Annotated in this window: 11 protein-coding genes and 1 pseudogene; all 12 read right to left on the bottom strand. The window is 47.8% G+C overall.

Going from position 1 to position 17,669, the window contains the following annotated elements; genetic code table 11:
- Nucleotides 1-359 (bottom strand): annotated as a pseudogene (locus EOO50_RS16685) (AraC family transcriptional regulator); the annotation flags it as partial.
- A 47-nt stretch (nt 360-406) separates the two neighbouring features.
- Entirely contained in the window at nt 407-1,282 is an 876-nt protein-coding gene (locus tag EOO50_RS16680) for an SDR family NAD(P)-dependent oxidoreductase (protein ID WP_290841426.1), read from the bottom strand.
- Between the two features lie 298 nt (nt 1,283-1,580).
- On the bottom strand, nt 1,581-1,997 hold the full coding sequence (locus EOO50_RS16675) for a hypothetical protein (RefSeq protein ID WP_290841425.1): 417 nt from the start codon (nt 1,995-1,997) through the stop codon (nt 1,581-1,583).
- Nucleotides 1,998-2,264: 267 nt separating this feature from the next.
- A complete protein-coding gene (gene ctlX, locus EOO50_RS16670; RefSeq protein ID WP_290841424.1) occupies nt 2,265-3,200 on the bottom strand; it encodes a citrulline utilization hydrolase CtlX in 936 nt (311 codons plus the stop codon).
- 115 nt (nt 3,201-3,315) lie between these two features.
- Nucleotides 3,316-4,233, bottom strand: coding sequence for an arginine deiminase family protein (locus tag EOO50_RS16665; protein WP_290841423.1), 918 nt, complete (start codon nt 4,231-4,233; stop codon nt 3,316-3,318).
- 123 nt (nt 4,234-4,356) lie between these two features.
- A complete protein-coding gene (locus tag EOO50_RS16660; RefSeq protein ID WP_290841422.1) occupies nt 4,357-5,640 on the bottom strand; it encodes a citrate synthase in 1,284 nt (427 codons plus the stop codon).
- A gap of 301 nt (nt 5,641-5,941) precedes the next feature.
- Nucleotides 5,942-8,074 carry a T9SS type A sorting domain-containing protein gene (locus tag EOO50_RS16655; protein WP_290841421.1) on the bottom strand — a complete coding sequence of 711 codons (2,133 nt, stop codon included), beginning with the start codon at nt 8,072-8,074 and terminating at the stop codon, nt 5,942-5,944.
- 256 nt (nt 8,075-8,330) lie between these two features.
- On the bottom strand, nt 8,331-11,510 hold the full coding sequence (locus tag EOO50_RS16650; RefSeq protein ID WP_290841420.1) for a T9SS type A sorting domain-containing protein: 3,180 nt from the start codon (nt 11,508-11,510) through the stop codon (nt 8,331-8,333).
- 105 nt (nt 11,511-11,615) lie between these two features.
- Nucleotides 11,616-12,377, bottom strand: coding sequence for a LytTR family DNA-binding domain-containing protein (locus tag EOO50_RS16645; protein ID WP_290841419.1), 762 nt, complete (start codon nt 12,375-12,377; stop codon nt 11,616-11,618).
- Between the two features lie 20 nt (nt 12,378-12,397).
- Nucleotides 12,398-14,389, bottom strand: coding sequence for a tetratricopeptide repeat protein (locus EOO50_RS16640; protein WP_290841418.1), 1,992 nt, complete (start codon nt 14,387-14,389; stop codon nt 12,398-12,400).
- Nucleotides 14,390-14,546: 157 nt separating this feature from the next.
- A complete protein-coding gene (locus EOO50_RS16635; protein ID WP_290841417.1) occupies nt 14,547-17,150 on the bottom strand; it encodes a T9SS type A sorting domain-containing protein in 2,604 nt (867 codons plus the stop codon).
- 54 nt (nt 17,151-17,204) lie between these two features.
- The coding region (locus tag EOO50_RS16630; RefSeq protein WP_290841416.1) for a T9SS type A sorting domain-containing protein at nt 17,205-17,669 on the bottom strand (465 nt) is incomplete at its 5' end.

The following is a 17,669-nucleotide window of genomic DNA, read 5'->3' as shown; positions in this document are numbered from 1 at the left end:
TCCAAATCCTTGTCGAATTCCAACTTTAGAATTCCTGCTTTTGGGCCAACTGAGGCGGCAACAGTCAAATTTGCAGCCATTTCGCGCAACACGCCTTCATCTATCCTGACCGACAATGATTTGTATTCGCCATTTTCACCCGATGGCATTTTCGTGAATTTCGCAAGTGTATTCTTCGCATAGAACGCAAAATCGCCCTTGCGCAACACCACTTCCTTTTGGCCGTCAACGATGAGCAGGCTGCCCGATTCGATGTAGGTAAAAACATGTACGGGCACGAAATTCTCGGCCACGCGGCTCAGTTTCGTATAACACGAATAAGCAATACCGCCAATTCGCGAAAGTTGTGGATCATCCATGGAATAAAAGTAGGAAAAGGCGCGGTTGGTTTCATCGCGCCTTTTTATTATTTCGTCAGATAACTTTTTCCGAGTTCGGACTCGAAGAAGTTCACCGCGTCATCGTGATCAGTGGAAATGCTCACGGGAAGCCATTTTTCGAGTTCCTCGGCCCTGACGGCGTCGACGTGTTTGAGCATCGAGACGGCTTCGCTGCCCAGCACAAGATGGATGGGCGGGTTTTGGTGTTCCGACAATTCCAAAATGACTTTTGCTGCCTTCTCAGGATCGCCCATCGGAACGAAATCGCCGCTCCTAAAGAATTCCTCGCGTTCTTTGACGATATCGTAACCGTCAATTTGTGGCGCGTAGGTCATGCTGTCGCCGGCCCAATCGGTACGGAATCCGCCGGGTTCGACAGCCGTTACCTTAATTCCCAATGAATTGACTTCCTTGGCGAGCGCTTCCGAGAATCCGCTGAGCCCGAATTTTGCTGCCTGATAGATCGTGACGCCAGCATTCCCTACGCGTCCGCCAATCGAGCTGACCTGCAAAATCCGACCCGAACCTTGTTTGCGCATAACCGGCAAAACGGCGCGTGTAATGGCGATCGGTGCATTGAGATTCGTTTCGAGCTGACTTCTAACCTGATCGTCCGAATAGGCTTCGGCAGCGCCCGTAATCCCGAAACCGGCGTTGTTGACCAAAACGTCGATGCGCCCGAATTTTTCGATCACGTGTTGGATGACCGAATCGATGCGCGAATAGTCGGTCACGTCCAATGGAATCGGGAAAAGAGTCTCGGGATACTCGTCGGTCAGGCCGACCAACGCTTTTATGTCGCGGGCTGTGGCGGCTACTTTTGCACCGCTTGCGAGAACCGTCTTTGTTAGGCTGCGACCCAATCCGCGGGAAGCGCCCGTAATGAACCATACTTTTTGCATAATAATTCGTATTAGATTATTCGGCAAAGTTCAGGTAATTGAGAAGGCCTGCATTTTCTCAAACGTCCAAATCCACTTTGGCGTACGGTCCAGACGAAAAAAGCGCCTTCGATTTGAGACGCTTTTCTTTGTTTTTGGATTGTGTTTTCGCAGATCAGTTTGGAATTCGTTTAGTTCGTGTCGTTTTCTTTTGCCACGGATCGCACGGATTTGCACGGATTGTATGTGTCGTTTACGCTTTCCGAATTGATTTCAGATGAGAGCAAAAAAGACGACTACGGTGAAAATCCCAGCACAATCAATTCTCATTTCGACGCCTTGAAAATTCCTTGCCTTTTTTCTTAGAGAATTCCATCAACTTTGCCTCATCGATTCCCGACGGCGTAAGCGCGCCTGTGACGTATAATTTTTCGACGAGCCATTTTTTCAATCCCACGACGGCTTCAGTTTCGAATAGAATCACATCGAGGTTGTCGGCATTGTACGCTTCGAAGTACCCGAATTCGCCGTAATCTATCCACTTGAAGTACAAAAGCTTCTTACCGGATTCGACGTTCGTGAAATAATACGCGCCTCGACTCACGTCGTCGTCCTCGACTTTGCACACTACGACGTCGTCAACGGTCGCGATGTCTTTTTTGATTTTTACTTTTTGGGCTTGGGCCGACATTGCGATGAAAAACGTCATGACGACCAACAATATTGTTTTTTTCATTTTCGATTTGGATTTGGGATTTTGAATTTTTATTGGAACGCGGACAGCTCTGAAAATGCGCAGATAACCCGCGGATTCGAATTATCGGCTGGCGCTTTAACGGAACAATTTTGACCGTGGAATTTACTTAGAAACAGATTCGCTAAAATCCGTGTCACCAATAACATCCGTTAAATCCGTGTTCCAAATTCACGCCTCAATTCAAAATGTCGCCGCTAATTTTACCAAAATAAATCAGGAAAATCTGCGTCGTCAGCGTTCCGAATATCAAGCTTTCGGCAAAAAAATCTCGGCCATCATGCAACGCGCGCTTCCGCCACCGCAGGCTTCAATCGTGTCTAGGCTAGAGCTGATGATCGTCGCGTGTTTTTCGAGTTTCGAAATCTGGTCTTTCGTGAGGCTTTGGTGAGCCGCCGTGCTCATGATAAGCAATCGCCTATCGTCGGAACCGCGCACTTCGAGCATGTTTCCAGCGAAATTATTTACCTGGTCTTCCGTTATCAAAATGATTTCCTTACCGTCTTTCTTGAGGTTTTCCAGAACCATTTTGCGTTCGGTCTTGTCGTCGATACAGTCGGCGCAGATGACCGCGAACGTTTCGCCCAAACACATCATCACGTTCGTGTGGTAAATGAGTTCGCGGTTGCCGTTCACCGTTTGGTACGCTTCAAAAATAACCGGCCCCATGTCGAAATCCTCGCAAAATTCGATCATCAATTCCTCGTCGGCGCGAGGTGAAAGTGCGCAATAGGCTTTTCCATTCGCTCGATCGAGCAACAAGCTTCCGGTTCCTTCGAGGAAAAATCCATCATCCTCAGCCTCAGTATAATCGACGATATTATCGATCGCGAATCCTTTGTCTTCAAGGAGATCGAGGATTTCCTCGCGTCTTTCGGCGCGGCGGTTTTCGGCAAACATCGGATACAGCGCTACATCTCCGTTCTCGTGAAATGAAATCCAGTTGTTCGGGAAGATCGAATCGGGCGTGTCGGGCGAATCGGTATCGTCAACGACAATGACGTTCACACCGACCGTTTTTAGTTTCTGGACGAATGTGTCGAATTCTTCCTGGGCTTTCGCGTTGACGGTTTCGGGCGATAAACCGTCAAGGACTTTTTGATAGTAATTATTGACCGCTGTTTGTTCGTTCATGCGGAACGCGACGGGGCGGATCATTAGGATGGAGTTGGTTGTTTGTTTCATTTTGTTGTTGAATCGTTGAATCGTTGATTTGTTTATTTGAGTCAATGTCTTCCGTTGGATGTAATCGTTGTTTAAGTACGATTAAGGCGACGCGTTCTGAACCTTAAACCCTGCCCTAATCTCTAATCAACGGCAAAGTCGAACAACGCAAAAGCCCTTCCTGTTTCGAAATCTCGGCGTACGGGATTTCTTCGACCGTGAAACCTTGCTCGCGCAACCATGCGTTCAGGCGCGTGAAATTCTTTTCAGACACTACGACATCGGGTGCGATCGAAAATACGTTCGAATTCATGTCGTACATTTCCTGGCGCGTGATGTGAAACAGATTTTGCTCTTTGAAAAGATCGCGCAAGTATTCGTAATCCTCGACGTCGCAGAAACCGTCTTTGTAGATGATGGCTTTGTCAACGCCGACAGGTTGGAAGCAGCAGTCCAAATGCAGAGCGTTGTCTCTCGCCTCGACCGTGGATTTTACGAGATCGAAATCGACGACTTTCTTGTTCGGGAAATAATTTCGGATGAACTCCACTCCTTTTTCGTTCGTTCGCGCCGTTTTGATTTCAGGATAATCAGGCTTGCAATACGTTCCGATGAAAATATAATCGTTCCACAGGATCACGTCTCCGCCTTCAATGTGGATGCTTTGGTCTTCGATCTCGACGAATTTTTCAGGATTAATCTGATCGATTATGTATTGGATTGCGGGAAATTCGCGCTCACGGTCGGGTAAAATATTGGCCTTGAAAAACACATCGTCGATAACGAATCCGATGTCGCGCGTGAAAATCTGGTTCTCGTTCTCGACGATTTGTGGGCGATAGACCTTGACGTCATACTTTTCGAAAACGGCGTTGAACGCTTCCATTTCGGCAATCATATCGCTTTCGATCGGATAGGTTCCGGCCAGGATATGCTCGAGTGATTTCGGGTCGTAAGCGTCTTCGGCTTTTGGCGTCGGACCATTTGAAATTGCGGTTCCGAGTACTACTGCGCGCAGTCGCGAAGATTCATTTTTCACGTGTAAGGGTAACATTGAAAACGTTTTCGTTCGGGGGCAAATATACGCAAAGCGGTCCGAGCCTGATGATTTTGTTGATAACTGTGGGTTAATTTTGAGAAAAAAATCAATAAAAAAGCCCCCATCCGGAGGCTTTGACTATCGTTTTTCAACTGGCGTGAAATCCCTAAGCGGGCTTCCCGTGTACACTTGTCTCGGTCGTCCGATCGGTTCTTTGTTCGTGCGCATTTCCTTCCATTGTGCGATCCAGCCAGGGAGTCGTCCGATTGCGAACAATACGGTGAACATATCGGTTGGGATTCCAAGCGCGCGGTAGATGATTCCTGAGTAGAAATCGACGTTCGGATACAGGCTGCGCGCCTTGAAATATTCGTCGTTCAAAGCTGCTTGTTCGAGTTTCATCGCGATGTCGAGAAGCGGATCGTCGACTCCGAGTGAACTCAACACCTCATCGGCTGCTTTCTTGATGATCTTCGCACGTGGGTCGAAGTTTTTGTAGACGCGGTGCCCGAAGCCCATCAAACGGAACGGATCTTCCTTGTCTTTCGCTTTCGCCAGATATTTTTCAGTATCGCCACCGTTTTTGTGGATTTCCTCGAGCATTTCAAGAACGGCCTGGTTCGCACCACCGTGAAGCGGCCCCCAAAGCGCGGAAACTCCTGCCGAAATCGACGCGAACAATCCCGCGTGCGATGATCCGACCATACGAACCGTCGACGTGGAACAGTTCTGCTCGTGGTCGGCGTGAAGGATGAACAATTTGTCCAATGCGTCCACCACTTTCGGGTTGATATCGTAAGGTCCGGTCGGCAATGAGAACATCAAATTCATGAAGTTTTCGACATAGCCTTTCGTGTTGTCGTAATAATTGAGCGGATAACCCATCGATTTGCGGTACGTCCAGGTTGCGATGACGAGGAATTTACCCATCGTCTTGCACACGCCTTCGTACATGTCTTTCTCGTTCTCGACGTTGACCGATTTCGGGTTGAACGCCGTAAGCGCGCTCGTCAAGGCTGAAAGTACGCCCATCGGGTGAGCCGTTTTTGGGAAACCGTCGATGATGTTCTTCATCTCCTCGTTCACCAACGTGTATTTGCGGATGTCAGTTTCGAATTGCTCCAACTGTTTTGAGGTCGGCAATTCACCGAAAATCAAAAGGTAGGATGTCTCAAGAAAACTCGCTTTCTCGGCAAGATCTTCAATCGCGTAGCCGCGGTAGCGCAAGATTCCTTCTTCTCCATCAAGGAACGTGATCTCGCTTTTGCAGACACCTGAATTCTTATAACCCGGGTCGAGTGTGATCGCTCCGGAAACATCGCGTAGTTTGTTGATATCGATCGCCACTTCGTTTTCGCTCCCGACTATTACCGGAAACTCGTACTTTTTGCCGTCGAGTTCTAATATTGCAGTTTTAGACATGATATGTTTGGAAAGTTAATGAGAGTCACAAAACTATGCAATTCAAAGGGAATTAAAAAATGGATTCGGTAACGATTTCGTTAATAATTGCTAAAATGTTATAGGTGGCGGTGATTCGTTGATTTGTTGATTTGTTGATTTGTTTATTTGAGTCATTGCCTTCCGGAGAAGTATTGGTATTGTGAGTGTGAGCAGATCGAAGGCAAACTAACGCCGTCCGAAATTGGTTTGCGTATTCGGCTAATGGGTTTTTGTGGTTTCGTAAAACGGTTTTAGAATTTGTGTCACGATCATCGGGCTTCTATTCGCGTATGATTTTCTGCACCGACGAACCTTTGCTCGAAACCGCTTTCACGAAATAAATCCCGCCTGTCTGGCCTGCGATGTCGACCGTGACTTGATTCGAATCGGGCAACATGGTTTTGAGCAATCGGCCTTGAATGTCGAACAATTGCACCGACTTGATTTCAGAATCAGCGTTATTAACAAACGTATTTCGCGTTGGATTCGGAAAGATTTTGACCGACGCGTCGAACTCCTGATCGGCAATGCCAAGAGTTTGGAACGTCGTGTTCGCCGGCTCGGTGATGACAGGGAAATTATAATCGAAGAAGATGTCGGCTTTGTTCGTAACAGTCGTTCCTGTGGTCAGTGTCGGCAAGGTCTTAATCTTGAACAGTACGAACCCTTGGGCTTCGGGTGCGAGTTCGATGCCTTCGAAAATGAATTCGGTTTTGTTCGCGTTTATTCGTGTATCAACTTCGTGCGAAGCCGAAATGACCTGCAAACTCGCGATGTCGAATTTTGCGACATCGATCATGTCTTTCACGACGATGTTATGCGCGTTGGCCGTTCCCGTGTTTTCGAATCGGATCAGATAATGCAAATACTCGCCTATCTTGTTTGGTGACACGACGTTGCCTTCGAGACAGGTTTTGTCGTTCGGATCGAGAGAACCCGCCACGGTTTGCGTCAAGCTGAACGTGTTGTCCTCTGGCGTTTCATCACCGACGACCAACGCCGACGCTGTAAACAAAAACGTATCGCCTATATTGACCGCGGGCGTTTCGGTCGGATTATTTACATTGAGCGCAAATTGGAATGTGCGTGTTTCGAATGGCTGCAAATTATTGTAATCCCAAGAGATATTTCCGACGGTTTGAGCAGTCACGTCAGGATACGACGACATGAAATCCAGGCGCGTATCATCGAACGCAACCGTTGCGGTTCCAGAGACAACTTGATTTCCTTTGTTCTTGATAACCAACCAATAGTGGGCATCGAAACCCGGTTCGGCGTTGTCGGTGCTCAACACGACGGTTTCAACATCAGGATGGTTCCCGATTGGCGTCACGCAAAAATCATTGGTGCTTACCGACCCGTTTTCTATCGGGAAATTCACGACCGATGATGCCGGCGAAACCGAGAAAAACGCGGGATTATCCAAAACCGGCTCGAGCGTGAACGTACCCGTATTCGCGAAAAACTGGTACATTCCGCTCGCGTTCGTAAATACGGCCTGATCGCCTGAGCCGTCGTTCACATTTACTTTTACGTTTCTGAAATGTGCGTCGGTCGCCTCACAACCGTCGCCATTCCCGTCGAAAGTGAACTTTCCCGACACGATGTTGTAGTTGCCGCCCGGTGTGAACGAGCAATATTGATTGATGACCGCATTTGGATTTGTCACGTATGTTTGATTCAACTCCTGCTCGTCGTCGACGCATATGAACACCAGATTCGGGCAATTTATAAACGTCGGATGCGAGTTTCTTCCGTTTTTCGCATTCACCCATGCCAAATTTGGATTGTTGTTGGCGAAAACCTCTACGCAATCAGTCATTGAAACGTCGAGTTCTTCGATTAAATTAGCATCGATCTGTATCGTATCCAGGTTCGGATTGGTTGTCAAATCTATTGCAGTCAGTTGATTGTAGTTGCATTCTATCCATTCCAGATTCACACAACCCGACACGTTCAAGTCGCTGAGATTATTGTGCTCGCAATAAATGACGTGCAGCGACATGCAATTTTGAGTATCAATGCTGGTTAGCAACGGATTGTACTCGGCGCTTATAAAAGTAATACCCGAACCGGACAAATCCAATGTTTGCAAATTGGCGTTCGCAGTGATCGTCACGCCCGACAAACTGCTTATTCCCGAAAGATCAATCGCAGTGACAGCCGTATTTTGCAAGGTCAACTGGTTGAGATTCGTAAACTCATATATGCCCGTTAAATCAGTAATTGGTACATTTTGAAAATCAAGGTATTCGGCTCCTTGCGCTTCGGCGAGACTTATTTCACCGTCGTTGTCGAAATCTATTTGTGCGATCAATGCAGCCTTAAAAACGGGATCGGGAAAAGAAATATTTTGGGCTTGTCCCGTCGCGACCCAAATAATCGCGATAACAAATAGGTATTTTTTTTTCATGCTTTATTGTTTTAAATTCGGTTCAAACGTCGATCGGGGAAATACGAAACGTGCGTAATCGACAGCAAGCTAAGTATTTAAATTCTATTTATAAATTATCCGAAACAAAAAAACCCGCGATGGGTTCGCGGGCTTGGCAATTTAACTTAACTAAACTATTGTTGTTGTCTCATTCAATAGTTATAACAAACACGATACATTTTACCCTAAGTCACGGCAAAACAATGCGTCGCTTTTTTTCATAGCAATATTCCCGTTATTTCTTGATGAGCTTTTGAGTCGCCGTGCCTTTTTGCGTGATGACTTTCACGAAGTAGATTCCCGTCGATCTTTCGGCGAGGCTGATTTTGGTCTCGTCGGCCGCGGCCATGTTCACTTCGAGCAATCGGCCTTGCATGTCGTAAAGTTCAACCGATTGGATCGTTGAATTTGCCTTGATCGTCACCATGTCGCTCGCCGGGTTCGGGAACACGCGGATCGTGCCGTCGAATTCAGGATCGGCAACACTTAATGTCTGGAACGTCGTGCTCGCGAGATCAGTCTCGATAGGGAAATTGTAATCGAAGTAGATGTTGGCTTTGTTCGTCACCGTGTCGCCTTCCACAAGCGTCGTAAGCGTTTTGACCTTGAGCAAAATGTTTCCGTGTCCGCCCGAATCGAGGTTGATGTCCTGGAAAATGAAAATCGTTCCGTTTCCGTCGCCTTTTCCAACCACGTGATGTGAGCTGTCGAGGATTTGCACCGAATTCACATCGAATTTGGTTGGGTCGATGATGTCTTTGATCACGATGTTTTCAGCCGGAGCCGTTCCCGTATTCTCGAATCGGATCATGTAGTGCAAAAAGTCGCCGATGAGTTCAGGTGGTGCGATCGTTCCCTGCAAGCATTTCTTGTCGTTCGGATCGAATGAACCTACCACGGTTTCGTTGTAATTGAAGATGTTGTCCGATGGCGAATCGTCAGTTCCGTTCATGCTCGACGCGTCGGCCACGAAGTTCAACACATCGCCGATATTTACCGCAGGCGTTTCCATCGGTCCGTTTACGTTGAGCGTCACCTGGCTGATCACGCGGCTTTCAAACGGCTGCAGATTGCTGTAATTGAACGTCAAACTTCCCGCCGACTGGCTGTCCTGCAACGGAACAGACGAAATCCAATCAAGCACGTTCTCGTTGTACGCAAACGTAACGACGCCGCTGTTCAATTGGTTTCCTTTGTTGTGCAACACGATTTTATAAACCGCATCGAAGCCCGGGCGCGACGGCATGACGGGCACGATCACGACTTCGAGGTCATGGTGGATTCCGTTGGCCGACACGCAGAAATCGCGCGTTTCCGTATTGCTGTTATTGTCCGCGAACGTCACTGAAGCCGTCGTTGGAGAGAAATTGAATATCGACGGATTCTCGACCTGGGGCGTCAATATGAACGTCCCTTCCTGCGTATAGAAACCGTAGTCGCCGTCTTGTGACGAGAACGAATAACCTTCCTCGATTCCGTCGTTGATCTTGATTTTAAGGAACGACGGGTTGATATCCGACGCATCGCAACCGTTGTTGTCGCCGTCAAATGTCAACGTCCCGTCAATCGTGTTGAACGAACCGCCCGGACCGAAGTTGCAATACGTAGAGATGAACACGCCGTCATTTACCGACAAATAGGTGAACACATCGTCTTCGTCCTTGCACACGTATTGCACGTTATTGTTCGAGTTGGCCGACACGAAACTGATGTTCGGATTCGTAAAACCGTTCTTGAGATTGATCGCCGTAAGCGCAAGGTTATTGTTTACCGCGATCTCGTATTCTGAAGCAAACGGAATGTTGTTCAAAAACGGCTCGTAAGCTACCGTCGACAAATCCACTTCCGTAAGCTGGTTGTTGTTTATCCTGACCTTATACAGATGCGGCAGGTTGGTAAGCGTAACCGACGTCATCTGGTTGTTGATCAATTGTAGCGTCGTAAGCAAGTCTTTGTCGGCGATGGAAAATCCGGTAAGGTTGTTCCAGTTGGCCGAAATCGAAGCGATGTTAGTCGCGTTATCGAGACTCAGCGTCGTCAGATCGTTGTAATTCAAATACACCGCTTCCAATTGGTTGTTCGCTGAAAAGTCAATCGATGATATGGCGTTATTGTTGGCGCTGAAAGTCTCCAAAGCCGGAACGCCCGAAAGATCGACCGATGCCAGAACCAAATTGTCCTCGCAATTGACGAATTTCAAAACCGGCAGATCGCCCAAATCAAGCGTCGTCAGGTCGTTGCTGTTGCAATACAGATATTCGAGGTTCGTGAACGCTTCGATTCCCTGAAGGCTCGCGATATCGGCTGAACTTACGTCGAGGAAACGCAAGGCCGCTGCTTCACTGAACTGGATTTCACCGTCTACGTTCGTATCGATTACCGAATAGACATCGGGAGTTGCGCCGCTGTTGGGCAATACCGTAGATCCGACTTGATTCGTGGCCGAAGCCGCTATCAATAAAGCTTTGAAATTCGCATCGGGAATATAAACGATGCCCGAATCGACAACGTGCAGATCAAAACTCGTGACCGCACCGCAAGCGCCCGAAACGTCGTTAGCGCGCACAAAAATGGTTTGCGGGTTAGACGTATTCGTGAATGCGGTAGTCGGCAAGATCGTGTTTACCTGCGCGTCGGCGTCGGCTTGCGTCAGATAATAATAAAATTGTAGATTGCTTTGTGACCCGGCAATGATCGCCTCGTTTGCCGTAAGATCGAAGATTGCGAAACCGTCCGTAGGTGTTTCAGACAAAGTCAAGTCAGGTGGCTGGTTTGCCGTAACCACAGGCAAAACGGTAAGATTGATGTTTTCAGAAAGATATTGGATACAGCCCGTAGCCGACGTGACCTGATGCAACACGATCGAAATCACGCCCGCCGTCGCAGTCGGTAAATTTATTGTAGCGTATGCCGATACGTCGCTCGTTATCGTCTGTGTCACACCGCCGTTCAACGAATAGCTGAACGTGTAAGGCGCCGTCGCACCGTAACCCTGAAACGTGATCGCCGCGAAATCGCCCACACAGACGAAGGCCAAAGATGCGCTCATCGTCGCTGATGGCAAAGGGTCGACGTTGAATGTAAACGATGCGACGGCGTAGTTATCTGGATTAGCAATTTCGTGAACGCGGATGTACCAGGTTTGCCCATCGGTCGCGGATACCGCCGTGAAGTTATTTGAGCTTGCAAACGGATTGATATCTCCGATAGCGTCGGACAACGAAAAATAGTACCCGAAAAAATACTCCGATGTCGACAATCCGTTCATAACTGTCGCCATTTGGTTCGTCAAATCGAAGTTTTCGACGCCGTCATTGCCGTTATCGCACGCGTACAGGTCGGCCGGCTGGTTGATGTTCGGCTGTGCCAGCGCAATTCCGGAACAAAACAACAATAAAAAGTAGAGTTTCTTCATGATCGGTAATTTTAAGTTCTTCCTGCGCGTGACGCGCTAAGTTAAAAGTACTTGTGTTTTAGTTGTGTGGTTATTTAGTATTCGGTGCCTTTGATTTAGAATTTGTCAAATGGTGCGCAACAACTCCTGGAGCCGTTCTTTCTTGCGTTGGGATATCGGCAAATGGCTGCCGTCGCTCATGATCACGTATCCGCCGTCCTTTTTGATATACGATTTGAGGTACGATAAGTTGATCAGGTGCGACTGATGTATGCGTTCGAAACCGTGTTCCGTCAGCATGTCTTCATATTCCTTGAGCGTTTTCGAGATCAGGACCGGCTTGTTGTTTCGGATCATGAACTTCGTGTAATTGTCTTCGCTTTCGCATCGGATGATGTCGCTGATCTCAAACAAATGTATGCCGTCGGACGTCGAAAGCGCGATGCGTTTGAAATTGTCGACCTTCTTCCTGATGTTCTCCAACAGCAGATCGATGTGCGCGAAACCTTCGTTCTTGGCCACGACGCTTTTGATCTTACCGATGACCTTCTGCAGATCTTCGGGATCGACGGGTTTCAATAAAAAATCGAGCGCACTGAAGCGGAACGCCTTTATCGCATACTGTTCGTGAGCCGTGATGAACACGATATGGGCCGTCGATTTGCCGTGCTTCTGCGCGAGTTGCTCGAGGATGTCGAAACCCGTTCCGTCGGCGAGCTGAATGTCGAGGAACACGACCTGCGGCTTGAATTTATCGATCGCCGCGATTCCCGATTCGACGCTGTCGGCCTCGCCCAAAATCTCGATATCGGGCGCATAGCGTTCAAGCAAACCTTTCATGCCGTTGCGCAGGTTGGCGTCGTCGTCGATCAACAGGGCTGTTATCATTTTTATTCTTTGTTATTATTTTATTTTTTATTGGCGGCCATCACAGGCTGCGCGCTTGTACTGTATTGTATCGGCAGGCTTAAAATTACCTGGGTTCCGATGATGTTGCCGTTGTCGTCGGCGCGTTCGGTGATGTCGACATCGGCTTTGCGCGACGTGAACGCCTTGATCATCTCGAGTCGTTTCTTGGTGATGTCGAGCGCCATCGATTTGTGCACTGACACCGAACCTTCTTTCATTTGGCGCGAGCGTTCGATGCCGATTCCGTCGTCGGTGATCGTACAGATGAAATTGTCGCCCGATACTGCAAAGGTAATATCTATTCGGCCCGATTCCTTCTTGGGAACCAAACCGTGTATGATCGCGTTTTCGACGAACGGTTGCAGCAACAACGGCGGCAGCGACATATCGTCTTCGATGTCGGAGCTTTTCGTGATGCTGAAATCAAAAATCTGGTTGAACCGCAATTGCTCGAGCTCGAGGTAATTTTGAAGCCCTTCGATTTCCTTGTCGATCGGGATTAGCGACTCTTTCGAATATTCGAGCGTGAGACGCATGAGTTTCGAGAATTTCGACAGGTATTTTATCGCCGAATCGCTTCCGTTCTGCACGATGAAACTCGAAATCGAACCCAGACAGTTGAACACGAAATGCGGGTTCATCTGCAAATGCAGCGCTTTTTGCTCGTATTCGGCCAAATCGCGTTGCAGCGTGAGTGTTTTCTTGAGCTGCAGCCTGTTGTAGATCAGGAAGACGATCCCGAACAACAACAGGACGAACAGCACAATGAAGAAGGTTTGCATCGCGTGGCGTTTGGTCTGTTCGCTGAAAAGGAGTTCGCGTTTTTCGCTTTCCTTTTTGCGCAATGCTTCGCGCTTGTCGAATTCGTAGTTCATCTCGGCCTGTACGCTTTTGCGGATGTTTTCGTGTATGTTCAGGCTGTCTTTTGCGACGCTATATAGTTGGTAATGTTGCAAAGCGGCGTTCAGGTTTCCGGTTTTGGAGTAGATGTCGCTGAGCATTTTCTCGGCGATCACGACCTGTTCGGGAATCTCGAGCTCTTTCGCCAACGCGAGCGATTTGTTCGCAAAGTCGAGTGCCTGGGCCGAATTACCCGTAGATTGGTGATATTCGGCGAGGAAAGCATACGTATCGGCCGTACCGAATTTATCTTCGATAGATGCGAATGCCTTCAACGCCAAATTCCAGTTCTCGAGCGCTTTGAGCCCGTTTTTGTTCTGCTGATTGTAATCGCCCAAAGCGTTGTACAGTTCGCCTTGCCCACGCGGGTTCGGATATTTTTGGAATAGTTTGCCTGCCTTGTCGTAATATTCGAGCGCTTTTGGGAAATTCTTTTGGGCGAGGTAGATGTTCCCGATGTTCGTCGTCGTGATCCCGACCGTCGCATCGCCCGATTTTTCCTGGAGTTTCTGCGCCTTCGTAAAATAGTCGAGCGCATGGAAATCATTCTTGAGTGCCTTGTAGACGATGCCGATGTTGTTGTAGACACGAGCCAATCGCGCACGTTCGTCAAGCGATTCATACAGCGGAACGGCCTTCAAATGATATTGGAGCGCCCTCGCGTAGTTGCTTTGTTCCGAGAAGACGATGCCGATGCTTCCATAAGCCTTTGCGAGCCCGGCTTTGATTTTTTGGTCTTTATCGGTCGCGATCTCATTTTCGAAAACCGCCTGGGCGAGTGAAAAATATTCGAGTGCTTTGGCGTAATTTCCTGAGATGATGTTGGAGTTCCCGAGGTTGAGAAGCGCATATCCCTCAGCCGACCTGTATTTGATCTTGCGTGAAAGATCGAGTGATTTCGTGGCGAAGTCGCGCATTTTTGCGGGATCCGACGACTTGTAACCATCAGAAATCGCATTGAGCAGATCGGCGCGCTCGATGTCGTTCCTGCTTTTCGACAACACTGTGATAAGACTGTCGGGCGCATTTTCCTGGGAAAAACCCAATGCGCTCGCAAACAGTAAAAATAACAGGAGTACGTTTCGTTTCATGGTATCGATTCAGGAACCGAAACAAAAGTAAGATTTCCTTTAATGTAGCGCACAAGCATTTAGAATTTGTCGCGTCCCGTTGAGAATATGGCGCAAGTCGACGCAACCTCAATGCTTCCGATTGAAAAACTAATGGTTTTGGATGGTTTTGCCAAGATTATCGTTTGACGATTTTTTGAACCGACATTCCTTCACCCGAAACCACTTTCACGAAATAAATCCCGGAATTACTCTGTTTCATTTCAACAACAGTTTCGGTCATCGACGGCAATTGCGTCATCACCAATCGGCCTTGGATATCGTAAACCTGAATTGACTTGATTTCAGAATTGGCTTTCACGTGCAAGACATCTGAAACGGGATTCGGAGAAACGACGATCGAATTGTCCTGTTTGAAATCGTCGGACGAAAGCGCCTGAAAAGTTGTGTTTGCGGAGTTCGTTTCGATCGGGAAATTGTAATCGAAGAAAATGTTGGCAATGTTGGTCACCGTCGTCCCCACTGTGAGCGTGTTCTTCGTCTTGACTTTGAACGCGATGTGACCGTGTTCCTGCGCCTGGAGTTGAATATCCTCAAAAACGAATTCGGCTTTGTCGCCACTTATACGCGCTGTCATCGGGTGAGATGTATGGACGATCTGCAAAGTGTTGATGTCGAATTTTGTCGGATCGATCACATCGGCGACCACAACATTTTGGGCCGGAAAATTTCCTGTGTTTTCAAAATTGATCACGTAATGCAGGTAATCGCCGATCTTGTTGGGTGCCACGGCACTTCCTTCGGAGCACTGTTTATCATTCGGGTCAAATGAACCGACCACGGTTTGCGTGAACTTGAAATGATTATCAAGTGGCGTGAGGTCGTTGGTCTCAGGACTGATGTCGGCACTGTATTCGAGTTGATCGCCGATATATACAGCCGGCGTTTCCATAGGCGAATTCAAGTCGAATACTATAGAAATTATGCGCGTCTCAAACGGCTGCAAATTGTCGTACGCCCAACTGAGCATCCCGTTTTGATTCGTAAGCACAGTCGGATTCGCCGTCGTTAAATTGAGCACCGAATCGTCGTAATCGAAAGACACGAAACCCGACATTACCTGATTGCCTTTGTTTTTGATAATTAAGGCATGGTTAACGTAAAATCCGGCAATCGCATTTCCTGAAATGACCGAGATTTCAACGTCAGGATGGACGCCGTTCGGAAGTAAACAAAAATTTTGTGTTTGGTTGTTTGAATTGGAGTTCGCAAAATTTACCGTTGCGTTTGGCGGAGTTATCACAAAATAATCGGGATTTTCGATCTCGGGCGTAATCGTGAAAGTGCCTGTGCCTGCGTATGCAGTATAATGACCTTGCTCATTCGCGAAGACGATTCCTTGGTTCGCACCGTCGGCAATCTTCACTTTGAAGAACGCATAAGCCGTATCACCTGCGCTGCAGCCGTCGCTGTCGAAATCATATTTCATAGTTCCTGAAATCGTATTGTGCAGACCGCCGGGCGTGAACGAACAGTACGAATTCACTTGCGCATTCGAGTTATTCGATGCACCTACGCCGTTGTTGGGATCAAAATATTGACTGATTTGAAAGATATTCTCCTCGTCGGCGCACACATATTCTATAACAGGGCATTCTTGAAATGCGACCGACGGCGAATGGCCCGTTTTGAGATCGACGTACGTCAAATTCGGATTGGAGATTGACGAAAAGTACATCAAGGCTGGATTGTTCGAAACAGAAATGGTTTCAATCGCGCAATCCTGTATAGTTAGTGACGTCAAATTGGCCAAGCTTGAAAAATCCAAAGTGGTTTGCGGTGATCCGATCACCCAAAGTGAAGACAGATTATTCAATGGCGAAAGGTCGAGGCTTGCGAACGAATCCCCGCCATACGTCAACTGTAACAAAGCCGCCTGCTGAGACAGATCGAGTGTCGTAAAATTGCTGTCGTTTGCCGTGAGATATTTAAGTGCCGTATTGCTGTTCAGGTTTATTGACGTCATCGGCGTCCCGGCAATTCCCAGCGTTTCGAGTTGCGATTGGCTTGATAAATTGATCGAAGTGATACCGGAATATGATATTTCGAGATTGATCAAATTCGTAAGTGCCGAAACATTCAAAGCGGTCAGGCCAGTTGAGGCCACATTCAAATAATACAGGTTCGTGTGCTGTGCCAAATCGAGTGCCGTGATCGGGTTGTCCATGCATTGCAGGGAAAATAGATTTGCCTGCGGATGGAAGTTGAGCTGCGTAATATTGTTACTGTCGAGTTGAAGCGTCCCAAGATTCGGCAAAGTCGATAAATCAAGCGCATTCAAGTTACCGCCCATGCTCCGGACCGTTTCCAGGTTTGTCAATGGCGAGATATCAAGTGACATCAGGTTGTCATTATGATTGATAGTCAACGATTCGAGATTCGTAAGTGCGGTGATCGTCAGCGACGAAATCTCAGTAGAACTTACGCTCAATTGCGTGAGGTTTGTAAGCGCGTTCAGGTTTAGCGCGTTTATTTGAAGCGATTCGATGTTTAACGACGTCAGGTTCGTAAAGGCCTGAATGCCGGTCAAGTCTACGATATCCATGTTGCCTATCCATAATGTTTGTGGCGAAAGTGCCTCGGAAACTTGGATTTGCCCATCTTGGTTTGTGTCGAATTGCGTTAATAAGTCGGCCTTGAAAAAGGGATCGGGAATCGTTACGATTTGCGATTGCGCCAATGTCGCCGCGAACAAAAGCGCCAGAAAGTAAAGTTTCTTCATGTGTTTGGTTTTAAGACAGACGCGCTTCCGGGAAAAGGGTTGCGCCTAAATAAATTATTGCTTCATTACTTTCTGAACCGACATTCCTTCGCCCGAAACCACTCTCACGAAATAAATCCCTGAATTGTTCTGTTTCATTTCAATAACCGTTTCCATCATCGACGGCAATTGCGTCATCACCAATCGGCCATGGATATCATAGACTTGGATCGATTTGATCTCGGAATTGGCTTTTACGTGCAAGACGTCCGAAACCGGATTCGGCGAAACGACGATCGAATTGTCGCGATCGAACTCAGAAACCGACAATTGTTGGAATGTGGTATTTGCGGGATTCGTCTCGATCGGAAAATTATAATCGAAGAAGATGTTCGCGATGTTCGTTACCGTCGCGCCGACCGTGAGCGTATTTTTCGTTTTGATCTTGAACGTCACGTTACCGCGTTCGTTCACGCCAAGGTTAATGTTCGGTAAGATGAATTCGACCTTGTTGCCCGTAATCCTTACATCGGCGATAGT

The sequence above is a fragment of the Flavobacterium sp. genome, from assembly GCF_004211145.1.
Taxonomy (GTDB): Bacteria; Bacteroidota; Bacteroidia; order Flavobacteriales; family Flavobacteriaceae; genus Flavobacterium.
Note: the sequence above shows the minus strand (reverse complement) of the source record. Positions and strands in the feature narration are given on the sequence as shown.

Excerpts from the sequence above, each read along its gene's own strand:
- ctlX (WP_290841424.1), bottom strand. The coding sequence starts at position 3,200 with ATGAAACAAACAACCAACTCCATCCTAATGATCCGCCCCGTCGCGTTC.
- EOO50_RS16660 (WP_290841422.1), bottom strand. The coding sequence starts at position 5,640 with ATGTCTAAAACTGCAATATTAGAACTCGACGGCAAAAAGTACGAGTTT.
- EOO50_RS16665 (WP_290841423.1), bottom strand. The coding sequence starts at position 4,233 with ATGTTACCCTTACACGTGAAAAATGAATCTTCGCGACTGCGCGCAGTA.
- EOO50_RS16645 (WP_290841419.1), bottom strand. The coding sequence starts at position 12,377 with ATGATAACAGCCCTGTTGATCGACGACGACGCCAACCTGCGCAACGGC.
- EOO50_RS16680 (WP_290841426.1), bottom strand. The coding sequence starts at position 1,282 with ATGCAAAAAGTATGGTTCATTACGGGCGCTTCCCGCGGATTGGGTCGC.
- EOO50_RS16650 (WP_290841420.1), bottom strand. The coding sequence starts at position 11,510 with ATGAAGAAACTCTACTTTTTATTGTTGTTTTGTTCCGGAATTGCGCTG.
- EOO50_RS16640 (WP_290841418.1), bottom strand. The coding sequence starts at position 14,389 with ATGAAACGAAACGTACTCCTGTTATTTTTACTGTTTGCGAGCGCATTG.
- EOO50_RS16655 (WP_290841421.1), bottom strand. The coding sequence starts at position 8,074 with ATGAAAAAAAAATACCTATTTGTTATCGCGATTATTTGGGTCGCGACG.
- EOO50_RS16635 (WP_290841417.1), bottom strand. The coding sequence starts at position 17,150 with ATGAAGAAACTTTACTTTCTGGCGCTTTTGTTCGCGGCGACATTGGCG.
- EOO50_RS16675 (WP_290841425.1), bottom strand. The coding sequence starts at position 1,997 with ATGAAAAAAACAATATTGTTGGTCGTCATGACGTTTTTCATCGCAATG.